The organism is Fibrobacter sp. UWB13 (assembly GCF_900177805.1).
Taxonomy (GTDB): domain Bacteria; phylum Fibrobacterota; class Fibrobacteria; order Fibrobacterales; family Fibrobacteraceae; genus Fibrobacter.
This window is the reverse complement of sequence record NZ_FXAX01000001.1, coordinates 822767-834668: the sequence shown is the minus strand read 5'-3', so window position 1 is coordinate 834668 and position 11902 is coordinate 822767. Positions and strand designations below refer to the sequence as shown.

Annotated in this window: 8 protein-coding genes; 7 read left to right on the top strand and 1 reads right to left on the bottom strand. The window is 44.5% G+C overall.

What is annotated here, in order from left to right; all coding sequences use genetic code 11:
- Positions 1 to 1374 carry a M20/M25/M40 family metallo-hydrolase gene (locus tag B9Y77_RS03505; protein WP_085490484.1) on the bottom strand — a complete coding sequence of 458 codons (1374 nt, stop codon included), beginning with the start codon at positions 1372 to 1374 and terminating at the stop codon, positions 1 to 3.
- Between the two features lie 202 nt (positions 1375 to 1576).
- Here B9Y77_RS03505 and B9Y77_RS03500 point away from each other — a divergent pair, with 202 nt between their 5' ends.
- From B9Y77_RS03500 to B9Y77_RS03470, 7 genes are all read left to right on the top strand, one after another.
- Entirely contained in the window at positions 1577 to 2257 is a 681-nt protein-coding gene (locus B9Y77_RS03500) for an Rpn family recombination-promoting nuclease/putative transposase (RefSeq protein ID WP_073424082.1), read from the top strand.
- An 89-nt stretch (positions 2258 to 2346) separates the two neighbouring features.
- Entirely contained in the window at positions 2347 to 2649 is a 303-nt protein-coding gene (locus B9Y77_RS03495) for a hypothetical protein (protein ID WP_085490483.1), read from the top strand.
- 160 nt (positions 2650 to 2809) lie between these two features.
- On the top strand, positions 2810 to 8734 hold the full coding sequence (locus tag B9Y77_RS03490) for a GLUG motif-containing protein (protein ID WP_085490482.1): 5925 nt from the start codon (positions 2810 to 2812) through the stop codon (positions 8732 to 8734).
- A gap of 49 nt (positions 8735 to 8783) precedes the next feature.
- On the top strand, positions 8784 to 9194 hold the full coding sequence (locus B9Y77_RS03485) for a hypothetical protein (RefSeq protein WP_139829251.1): 411 nt from the start codon (positions 8784 to 8786) through the stop codon (positions 9192 to 9194).
- A 79-nt stretch (positions 9195 to 9273) separates the two neighbouring features.
- Entirely contained in the window at positions 9274 to 10449 is a 1176-nt protein-coding gene (locus B9Y77_RS03480; protein ID WP_085490480.1) for a beta/alpha barrel domain-containing protein, read from the top strand.
- A 51-nt stretch (positions 10450 to 10500) separates the two neighbouring features.
- Positions 10501 to 11013, top strand: a complete 513-nt coding sequence (locus B9Y77_RS03475) for a hypothetical protein (protein ID WP_244536516.1) — start codon at positions 10501 to 10503, stop codon at positions 11011 to 11013.
- Positions 11014 to 11037: 24 nt separating this feature from the next.
- Complete coding sequence (locus tag B9Y77_RS03470) at positions 11038 to 11805, top strand: thioredoxin-like domain-containing protein (RefSeq protein ID WP_073424086.1); 768 nt, start codon at positions 11038 to 11040, stop codon at positions 11803 to 11805.
- The last annotated feature ends 97 nt before the right edge of the window (positions 11806 to 11902 follow it).

Sequence of the window (11902 nt, the reverse complement as noted above, 5' to 3'; positions counted from 1 at the left end):
TTACGAAATGGATGCAAAGAAAAGCGCTTCTGCAACGATTCCGCTTTCGAAATCGGGCAGGTAAAGGCTTTCGTTTTCGCCATGGGCGTTGCATTCCGGGTCTTCGAGGCCCGTGAGCAAAATCGGGATGTTACCGAGCGTGTTACGGAAAAGCTCTGCACCTGGGATGCTTGCGCCGCAGCCTATGAATTTGGTGGGGGAGGCGTAAGCGTCTGCCATGGCTTCGCTCATCTTTTTGAAGAACGGGTGATTCGTGTCGGTCGTGAATGGATTGGCGCCGTCTTCCTTGTCGATGGTGATTTCCATGTTGTTCGGAACTTGTGCCTTGAGGAAGTCGGCGAGCATGTCGGTGCATTTCACGGCGTCCATGCCGGGTGCAAGGCGGATGCCGATTCGGGCATAGGCGCTGTCTTGTAGCACGTTGCCAGCGTTCACGCGGGAACCGGATTCAATTGTGCTTACGATGATGCTCGGGCGGCGCCACAGTGAAAGCAGAATTTCGTCTTCGGGCACGTTCAACTTCACTTGCTCGAGAACGCCGCCGTCGTTGCGGAAAATTTCTTCGGTCATGCCGAGCGACTTGTAAGATTCAAGCTCTTCCTTTGTCGGCGGGATAATGTCGTCTTCGTAATGCGGGATGAGAATCTTGCCGTCCTTGTCGGTGAGGCTTGCAATCATGCGGCAAAGCGCCTGGGCGGGGTCGGGAATCGGGCCGGACCACGAACCGGAATGGAGCGGGGCCTTTGTCGCGCGGAGCGTCACGTTGATGGCGCTCATGCCGCGGAGCGTCGTCGTGATGGACGGCGTTCCCTTCGCGAAGTTTCCGAGGTCTGCGATAATGACGGCGTCGCTTTTCAAGAGTTCTGCATGTTTCGTGAGAATCTTTTCGAAGCCTGCGCTCCCGGATTCTTCTTCACCTTCTATGATGAACTTGAGGTTTGGACCGTTGCCCTTGAGTTCGCGGCGAACCTGTTCAAGTGCGGCGAGATGCGTGATGATGCCGGCCTTGTCATCAGCGGTGCCGCGTCCAAAGAGACGGTCGCCTTTCTGCGTGGCCGTAAACGGCGGCGTGTCCCACAAAGTTTCTCGCATGGGCGGCTGCACGTCGTGATGAGCGTACAAAAGGATGGTCGGCTTGTTGGGGCTTGTAAGGCTTTCGGCGTAAACGCTCGGACGCCCGCTTGGCGGCGTCAAAAACTGGATGTTCGTGAGTCCCGCTTTTTCAAACATCGCCTTTACGGCGTTCGCGCTGTCCAAAACGTACTTCTGGTCGAAATTGTCAAAACTGATGGACGGAATGGCAACCAGGCTCGAAAGCATGTCGATATAGCGCGGCATGTTTTCGTGAATATCTTTCTTGATTTTGTTTTGCATAATTTACTCTCTTGTCTAGTAAGAATTATAAAATTTTTCGTATCATGGCAATAGGTGGTTTGTTGGCTTTCTACAGATACTGCCTTTAAATAATTTCTTGCATTGTTTAAAAGATTTTACGAAATAAACCTGGAATAAAATTGCGAAAAAAGCGTGTTAATAAAGCGGTTTGAGATGTTCTCGACCGTAAAAAGGACATGCTATGGCATTGGAAAATGAACAGGTTAAAAATGAAATTCCAGATTCTGTGACGCGTGACATTGCCCACGAATTCAATGCAATCGTGGATTCTGTTGATGAACAGAGCGACTTTATTCATGATAGGTACTTTAGATTTGCTTTTGCGGATCCTGAGCGAATGGCTGAACTGCTGAAGCTTTTTTCGCGGCGAAACGCTTCGCTTAGAGAGTTCTTGGACACCATAGATCTCAAAACCCTTCGTGGAACTCCTGAAAACTTTTCAAGCGACAAGCATACGGGCTCTGCAGACCTAGTTTTTGAGGTCAATCTTAAGGATGGCGGTGTTACGGGACTCTATGTAGGGATTATTGCAGAGCATAAGTCTACAAGTAAGGATAAGGTGCTTCTTCAAATTTCTGAATATTATCATCATTTGTTCTTGGAACGCAAGAAGGATGTTCCTGTGGTTGCCTTCATTGTCTATAATGGTGAAGATGAATGGAATCCGTTGGCGAAAACTCATTATGCTGAATATCCCAAGTTCTATCATGATATCGGCTATCCTTTCAAGGCTGTATTTTTAGATGTTGGACATGCCATTGATGATGCTGAACTGAAGGAATTTTCACCGTTCACACTTGTCGCCCTGACTGCGATGAAGTATATTGGCGCTAAAGCGCAATATACGGCACCTCGGTCATAGCAGCAAGCAAGCTTGCGCTGCGACACTCGGTTTAGTATATTTTTGATGTAGAGAAGTTTTCCATATCTTTTCGTGAGGCGGCTGCGCACTTGCTTAGGCTGCAGAATACCGATGAAGGTAGGGATTTTATTAAACAGTCGCTTTCGTACTTTTTCTGGAAGTGGCCTTACAAAAGCGAGGTAATCAAGATGGATAGTCCAGAGGCTTTGAAAAATAAGGGCTACGAATCCTTTGGTGAACACTTTTTTAATGAAGGTGTTCGTAAAGGGGTTGAACGGGAACGCGAAAGGAATGAAGCGGAAAAAGAGGCTCTTGACGCCAAGAGGGCGGATTATCTTCGTTCAATTGGTGTTTCTGAAGAAAATATTGCTACGATGCTTGCTCTCAAGTAAGCTTCTATAGCTCGTTTAATTGATAAAACCGGTCCTCATGGGTCGGTTTTTGTCGTCTACGTCGCATTTCAGACCGAAAAAGTTCTCAAAATTACAAAAAACTTGACAATGTATCGTAATTTTTTATGTTTGAGTGAGCTTTTTAAGGAGATTCGAATCAATGAATTCGTTTAGCAAAATAATTGCTTTTTGTGCTGCTTGGGTTAGTTTCGTTATTGCAGCTCCTAAGATTTGGGATGGAACTGCAGATGTCTCATGGTATGAGTCGAGTGCTCAAGCTTACAACTTGACAACAGCTGAACAGCTTGCCGGTCTTGCCAAGTTGGTAAATGAAGGAACCTCTAATTTTAGCGGAAAAACAATCACTTTGGGTGCGGATATTTTCCTGAATGATACTGCCGGTGCTGGGGCGGGAACATGGGCTAGTGTTCCTCATGCTGAATGGACTCCTATTGGAACGAAATCTCGACCGTTCAAGGGTGAATTCGATGGTATTGCTGGTAAAAAGAATCGTAAAATTTATGGATTGTACATTAGCGATGCTACTAAAGATTATGCGGGTCTTTTGGGATATACAAGTAATGTTAAGATAAGTAATCTTGATGTTTTAGTGGGTCGAATTATTGCAAAGGATAATGTGGGGGCTCTTGTTGGCTATGCAGTAGGAGGTTCTGTTACGAATGTGCATAGTGAAATTAGAGTGACTGGCAATAATCATGTTGGTGGTCTTGTGGGTTATTTTACAGGTAGCCTTTCTACAAGTTCAGTGAAGGAAAATGTTGCCGGACAAGATTCTGTTGGTGGCTTGATCGGTTTCACGACAGGTTCTATTTCTGGAACGGATAAATCAAATAGTTATTTTGTTGGTGATATAAAAGGTCGAAAATATGTAGGTGGTTTGGTTGGTTATGGTTCTGCTATATCCAAGAGTTATGCGGAAGGTTCCGTAAAAGGTGATTCAAACTATATTGGTGGCGTTGCTGGTTTTGCTAACGGAACGATTAATTCAATATATCATGTAAATGGAGATGTTAATGGTTATGGTTATGTTGGTGGACTTGTTGGGTACGTATCTGATTCTGTGACAAATTCGTATGCTGAAGGAAATGTGACGGGAAAAGGAGATTGTGTCGGTGGATTGATTGGTTTGTCTTTTTATCGTTATAGCGGTTCTACGAGTGTTACCACAACAACTTTGAATAATTCTTATTTCATTGGTAATGTGACCGGTGTAAATCGTATTGGGGGGCTTATAGGACAAGATTCTGTATATAGAAGTGTGGATAATAAATACAGTGTTGGTCGATATATAAAAAAATCACATTCTCAAGGAAATGTAAATGGAAAGTCGTATGTAGGAGGTGTTGTAGGTCTATCTAATTATGGAGCCTATTCTTCTACATACAATACCAATTTTTACGGATATATAACGTCTTCGTACCACGAGGGAGGGGATGTGATTGGATCTTCTGGTCATGTAGGTGGTGTTGCGGGGTCCGTATATAGCTCAATAAATTTCAGCTATCATGTTGGTGGTTTTGTCAAGGGCTATAATGGTGTTGGCGGTCTAGTTGGACATACCGATGGTTCTGTGACGAATTCGTATGCCGAAGGAAATGTGACGGGGACTGGTCCCGTTGTCGGAGGCTTGGCTGGTGGTGCGGCTTCGGTTGAATCGTCTTATCATATTGGAGGGGATGTTTTTGGCTCTGATTATGTTGGTGGCTTGATTGGTAATGTTTCTTCAAATGTGACAAACTCGTATTCTGAAGGAAATGTGACGGGGACCGGAGATTATGTTGGTGGCTTAGTTGGTATAGGAACTTCAGCTGTTGTAAAATCCTCGAATCATACAAAAGGTGATGTGAAAGGCAGAGGTTTTATTGGTGGTTTGGTTGGATTAGCAAAATCTGTGACAAACTCGTATTCTGAAGGAAATGTGACGGGAACTGGTAATCGTGTCGGAGGCTTGGTTGGTAGTGGAACTTCTGTGGATTCTTCGAACCATACAAAAGGTAATGTTCAAGGCTTTGGTTACGTAGGAGGCTTGATTGGATATGCTTCATTAAGTGTAAAAAATTCGTATTCCGAAGGTGATGTTGTCGGAACAGGAAATTATGTGGGTGGATTGATTGGTATGTCGGAATATTATTACTCGGGTTCGTCAGATGTTACTATTATAACAACTTCAAATACATATGCAATAGGAAATGTTAAGGGAAAAGGGTATGTCGGAGGTTTAGTTGGCTTGGATTCTATTTATAGGCAGCCATCCAATACAACTATGTTGGTGAAAATCGTAAGAGCCTCCTATTCGTTGGGAAATGTTGTTGGCAGCGATAAATATGTTGGAGGTTTATTGGGAAAATCCAATTACGGTTATAAATCATCATCGTATAACTCTAATATTTCTTTGCAAATTTTTTCGTCATATCATAAAAATGGATATGTTTCAAGTGATTCTAGTTATGTAGGTGGAGTTATCGGATATGCAGGAGGAACTATTGATTCTGCGTATCATAGCGGTGGTAATGTTAGTGGTAGTCTTTATGTCGGTGGCTTGGTTGGGAAAACGACGTCAATTGTGGAAAATTCGCATTCTGAAGGGAATGTAATAGGAAATGGTCATTACGTGGGAGGCTTGATTGGGGAAACTGCGTCAAGTGTAAAAAACTCGTATTCTGAAGGAAATGTGACTGGAATTGGCTATGTTGGAGGTTTAGTTGGTAATGGTATTTCGGTTGATTTATCGAGTCATACTGGTGGAACAGTGACGGGGAAAGGTAGTTATGTTGGTGGTCTGATTGGATATGCTTATTATATGGTGAAGAACTCGTATTCTGAAGGAGATGTGATTGGAACTGACAATGTCGGAGGTTTGGTTGGTAAAGGTGGTCGTATTCATAAGTCTTATCATACTGAAGGTAGTGTGAGCGGCTATAATTATGTCGGTGGTGTTGCTGGTTATGTTTCATGTACTTTAACAGGTTGTGTAGCTTTAGTTGATTCGTCATATCATGCCGATGGAAGTGTGAATGGCTATGGTTATGTTGGCGGTTTGGTTGGACTTGTTGCTGGTTCTATTACGAATTCGTATTCTAAGGGTGAAGTACTTGGTACTAAGGACTATGTCGGTGGTGTTGCTGGTTCTGTTTCTGGCAAAATTCGCAATTCCAATGCAGATGCCAAATATGTAAAAGGTCTAAATTTCGTTGGAGGCTTAGCTGGTTACGCTAGCGACTCTATAGATGTTTCTTATTTTGAAGGTGATTCTGTTACAGGTATTTACCAGATCGGTGGTCTTGTGGGGTATGCAAAGTCAGCTGTCGATAGTTCCTATTCGACTGCGAATGTAAAAGGTGATGATAATGTTGGTGGTCTTATTGGTAGCGCCTACGGCAATGTTTCTAATTCGTACGCAATGGGAAATGTCATTGGCGATGAAGATCATTCATCTGCAGGAAATGATAACCTTGGTGGGCTAGTTGGCTATCAATATAGCGGTTCTGTAAGCAAATCCATGGCTTTGGGCGATGTTTCGGGAACCACGAAATTGGGAGGTCTTGTTGGTCGTTTTGACGGTACTAAAATTTCTCAATCTTACGCAAATGGAAATATTACGGGTAGTTATTATGGCGACCCTGCCGATGAAGTGGGGAACTATTATATTGGAGGGCTTGTTGGATATGCAAAAGGAACTCTGGAAGAAATATACGCTAGCGGTGTTGTCAAGGGCATTGAAAATGAACCCGTTTATACGGGTTGCATTGTGGGCTATGTAAACGGCTCACTTTCGGTTGCTAAATCGTATTATGACAAGACGAAATGTGGCTTGGGGATCGATGGCGGTGAGGAAACTGCTTCGGTTTCGGGATTGCCAAGCAAGACAACTGCAGAAATGCAGACTCAATCAACTTATGTAAATTGGAATTTTATCGATACTTGGAAAATTCAAAAAGATTCGTATCCGTTCCTCCAAATTTACAGCAATTCCTTAACCAATGCTGTTGTGGCTACAGCTTCACTTGAAGGAATCAAGTACGATGGTAAGGAAAAGTTTCCCATAGTGACTTCGGTTACGCTTTTTGGTGAAACTTTGGAATATGAAACAGAATATACTGTTACCTACAAGGATAACATTAACGCAGGTACCGCATCTATCAATGTGTGTGGCATAAAGCCGTATGGCGGTTGTAAAGTTGTTGAATTTGAAATTGCTGGTGTTGCTGTAAAACCAACGATTGCTGCGATTGATAACATGACTTATACAGGTCGAGCCTTGACTCCTGAAATCAAAGTCTATAATGGCGAAGCGTTGCTTGATGTCTCAGATTATGCTGTTGAATACAAAAACAATGTAAATGCAGGAACTGCTACGGTCTCGGTAGCGATGAAGGGTAACTATAGTGGTTCTGCGTCCAAAACGTTTACGATTGAAAAGGCAACACCTGTTATTAGCCAGAATCCCAAGGCTAGTGATGTTGTTCTTGGACTAACTTTGGCTGCATCTGAACTTAGTGGAGGTCGAGCAGATGTCGATGGCGAATTTGTTTGGAAAACATCTACGACAAAGCCTGCTTTAGAAAATGAAGGTTATGCGGTTGTTTTTGTTCCGACTGATACGAAAAACTATACGAATTCTGCTGAAATTGTGGTGCCGGTTAAGGTTCTTGATTTGGTGTACGTTGCAATCCATTTAGGGAATACTACACTTGATAGCGTTGCTCTAGAAAAGGGTTCGAATTATACATTGCCTAAGGCTCCAGATAGCACGGGTTACGACTTTGCTGGATTCTATAATGGCTCAATGGTTATTGGCAAATCTGGTGATAAAATTTCAGTAACTGGAAATACTGTGGTTGATGCAAAGTACAATATAAAGACTTTTGTTATCACATTTATGAATGGCAAAACGAAATTGCAGTCTAATGAAGTTGCTTACGGCACTGTCCCGACTGCGCCGAAGGTTACTTTGCCCGAAAATTCTGCACAGTTTACTTATAGCTTTACGGGTTGGGATAAAGAAATTGTCGCTGCTGTAGAACCGGCTACTTATAACGCCATTATTGATAGCGTTGTGAATAAGTATAATGTCGTGTTTGAAAATTATGATGAAACAGTGCTAAAGGATTCTTCTTATGCTTATGGTACAGCTGTAGCAAAGATTGTAAAACCTGTGACCCCGACAAGAGAGGCTTCTGCTCAATATACTTATACTTTTAAGGCATGGGATCCGGCTGTAGTCGAGGTAACTAAGGATGCTGTCTATACAGCTATATTTGATAGCACAGTCAATACATATATAGTTAAGTTTGTTAATGAATTTAATGTTTCCCAGAATGCCCAATTTGAATTGAAATATGGTGCTATTCCGGAGTATGAGGGCGTTCCGACGAGAACGTCTACTTCTTTGTACTCTTATACATTCAAAAATTGGACGCCAGAAGTTGTAGCGGTTTCTGGTGATGCTACTTATAAGGCTTTATTTGATAGTACGGCAATAAGTAGTAGCTCCAGTTTTGCTGACGAGTCTAGCTCCAGCATCATGCAGCTTTCTTCGTCCAGTTCTTCAAGTAAAGAGATTGCTACGAGCTCTTCGAGTTCTCGCAATGACGAATCTTGTTCTTCAATGACAGTAAGTTCTTCTAGCACGGCAAAGAGCAGCAGTTCTGTCGTGAAGTCTAGTTCTAGCAGTATTCCGAAGTCCTCGTCAAGTTCTGTTAAGAGTTCTTCTAGCAATGCAAAGAGCAGTAGTTCTGTTGTGAAGTCTAGTTCTAGTAGCGCTCCAAAATCATCGTCTAGTTCTGTCAAGAGTTCTTCAAGTTCAAAGGCTAAATCTTCTTCCAGCAAAAAAACGGATGCGATTGTTGTAACGAAGACTCCTCAGTTCTCAATTCAGGTAATTGCTCACAATATTCAGATTTCCAAAGCTCGCGTTGGTTCCGCTTATGCTCTGTTTGATATGCAAGGCAAGGTGTTGCAGCAAGGTCAAGTGTACACGACGAATTTCAACATGTCTGTCGCTCGCCCAGGCAATTACCTCTTGAAAATTGATAATAGGATTCAGCGAGTTGTAATTAAATAATTGAAAGGTAAATAGCTATGAAAGGTTCCCTTTGGGGAACCTTTTTTGTGTGAATGATTTGACATCGCTTACGAAATCAATGCAATTGAGGAATACCTTTACACTTGTCGCCCTGACTGCGATGAAGTATATTTTTGATGTAGAGAAGTTTTCCATATCTTTTCGTGAGGCGGCTGCGCACTTGCTTAGGCTGCAGAATACCGACGAAGGTAGGGATTTTATTAAACAGTCGCTTTCGTACTTTTTCTGGAAGTGGCCTTACAAAAGCGAGGTAATCAAGATGGATAGTCCAGAGGCTTTGAAAAATAAGGGCTACGAATCCTTTGGTGAACACTTTTTTAATGAGGGCGCTAAAAAAGAACGTGAAAAGTACGAGGCTCTTGATGCCAAGAGGGCGGATTATCTTCGTTCAATTGGTGTTTCTGAAGAAAATATTGCTACGATGCTTGCTCTCAAGTAGCGATGTTTAGATAGCCTTATTAAGTCTATAGCTTAAAGGCTCCTCGTCAGGGGAGTCTTTTTTTTCTATTTTACTACACATGAGTAATAATTGCATCAACCACGAATATTACATGCGTCCTAGTGACCGTGTTCTAGCGCTTATTCGCCGCATTTTTCACAACAATCCTGAATTTCGCCATGATTCCTTGAAGCATGTGGCTCGCTTTGCTCCGATTATCCCGTTCATGGGTGGTCGCCCGGACTTGAGCAAGACTCTGAATCGCGTGGTAACGTTTGCGGATGGTTCGAATCCGCTCCATTTCGGTTGCCCAATTATGCTCGCGGCTGGTGCAAACAAGACGGCGAAGCGCATTTGCGATTTTGCCAACATGGGTTTTGGCGGCATCTCAGTGGGAACTGCCACTCGCCACGTCCGCGAAGGAAACACGCACAGACCGCGTATCGGTTTTATCGAGAATGACCGTGCGATTCATAACAGCATGGGTCTTAACAACGATGGCGTCGATGCGGTGACTCGTCGCGTGGATACCCAGATTACTGCAGCTCACAGGGCAGGCATGTGCGTGGGCATCTCTGTTGCCGAAACGCCGGGCATCACGGACGAAAACGAAAAGCTCCAGGACATCGTCGAAAGTTTCTCTATCGCTTACCGCGTGGCTGATTACGTTGAAATCAACTTGAGCTGCCCGAATACGGGGGAGAACCGCCTCGATTTGGACATGACGCTTGTCAATAAGATTTTTACCGCCATCACGGATTATCGCAATAAACAGCCAGTCCGCAAGGCCATTTATGCAAAACTCAGCCCGGATATGCCCGAAAATCACACGGCGACCATCATGGATATGCTGGTGAAGGTGGGCGTGAACGGCGTTGTCATGGGCAACACGTACCCGACAAAGAAAGTTACGGATCTCCCTGTCCATGTGAAGTACGACGATTTGACGCCGCTCCGTGCTGATAACGATCGCGGTGGCATGTCTGGTCGCCCGCTTTACGAAAATACGGTGCGTAATGTCAAGTTTATTCGTGAACATTACCCGCAGATGAGCGTGATTGCTTGCGGTGGCATAGACCACGGCTACAAGATTTATGACCTCATCAAGCTCGGTGTCGATGCGGTGCAGTGCTATTCTGTGGTGGCTTTCCGCTGGATGGCTGCCCATGCGATGCGCAAGGAACTTGAAGAAGCTCTCTCGAAAGACGGTTTCAAGTCTCTCGCCGATTACGACGCTAAGAACCCGAAGGGCTAACGAACATTGAAGTTCCGGAGCGTTAAAATATTCCTCGTTGCGCTTTTGCTTGTGAGTGTCCATTCTTTCGCTGGATACTTTATCGAGCAACCCTACGAAAATGCTCCGGTGTCAGATTCGCTTTCGGCGCTCTCGTTTGGGGGTGAACTGGAACTCGTTTATTACTTGGGCTCCGTGCATCCTGGCATTTTGCTGAGTGGCGAGTATCGCTTCCATAAGCACCATTCGCTCGACTTGTTTGGTGTAGCTTTGTTCTCTGGTGATTATCTTGAAGTCGGCTCGGATTGGCGATTCTTTTTCCGTGGAACTCGCGAAGATGATTTTGTGCGTTTGGGAGTTTCGTTTATTTCTTTCGAACGATATGGCAAAAGCTATTTCCCGCCGCGCTTGACACTTGGTTATGGTCGCGACATTACGTTCTTCAAGAATACGAGTTTTTTGTGCCGTATCGAGCTGGATGCAAGTTACATCTTGGGGCGTGCGCTAGTCGATAAGAATGATGAACTTTTTAGCCGTGAAACTCATTTCACTGCTGCTTTGAATATCGGTTTTTATCTCTTTTAAATAGTAATTTATAGGATGGATTAAATGTCGAAAATCATTCGTGCAATTTGTGTTCTCTTACTTTTGTCGGCTTCTGCGTTTGCGGGACCGTGGCTTGGACTCATTTACAAAAAATCCCTCTATGAAAATCACCTTGCGCTGCTTGTTTCTGGCGTGCATCCTGAATCGGGCTGCCTCTCGGCCGGTATTGTTTCGGGTGACTTGGTCATCGGTTTTGATGGCAAGGACTTGGTCAATGTGGCGCAAATACAGGACGTTCTGAAAAAGGCTAAGGTCGGTTCGAAGGTTGCGATTGAAATTTTCCGTGATGGAAAGCGCATCCCGCTGAAGGTGACGCTGACGGAACGCCCGGACGATATTTCTAGCCTTACGGGTTCTGCAATTGGAAGCAAGATGGCTGAATTCGGCAAGAACTTCTACAAGAACGGCGAAAAGAGAAAGGATGCTCCGAAGGCAACGCTTCTCGATTTCTGGGCAACTTGGTGCGGACCTTGCCGCCAGACACTCCCTGTGCTCGAAAAGATCTACAACAAGTATTCTAGCCAAGGGCTCGAAGTCATCGGCATTTCGTCTGAACAGACCAAGCCGCTCCTTGCGTTCTACAAGAAGCAGCATGCTTCGCCGTATCCGCTTTACCGCGATGCGGACCAGGGACTCTGGCGCCGTTACGGGATTCATGCGGTCCCGACGCTCATGCTCCTTGATTCAAACGGCTACATCAAGCGCGTCTGGAGCGGCGCCCCGAGCTTTGAAATGCTCGAAAAGCTCGTGCTCGAGGTTCTCGAAAAATAGCTGCGGGGCTTTGTCATCCTGAGCGAAACATCGTGGAGTCGAAGGATCTCTTGATTTTTCGTTGTTTTTGACATGTGCGCGAAACCTTGTCGCGCAC

Excerpts from the sequence above, each read along its gene's own strand:
- B9Y77_RS03490 (WP_085490482.1), top strand. The coding sequence starts at position 2,810 with ATGAATTCGTTTAGCAAAATAATTGCTTTTTGTGCTGCTTGGGTTAGT.
- B9Y77_RS03470 (WP_073424086.1), top strand. The coding sequence starts at position 11,038 with ATGTCGAAAATCATTCGTGCAATTTGTGTTCTCTTACTTTTGTCGGCT.
- B9Y77_RS03505 (WP_085490484.1), bottom strand. The coding sequence starts at position 1,374 with ATGCAAAACAAAATCAAGAAAGATATTCACGAAAACATGCCGCGCTAT.
- B9Y77_RS03480 (WP_085490480.1), top strand. The coding sequence starts at position 9,274 with ATGAGTAATAATTGCATCAACCACGAATATTACATGCGTCCTAGTGAC.
- B9Y77_RS03500 (WP_073424082.1), top strand. The coding sequence starts at position 1,577 with ATGGCATTGGAAAATGAACAGGTTAAAAATGAAATTCCAGATTCTGTG.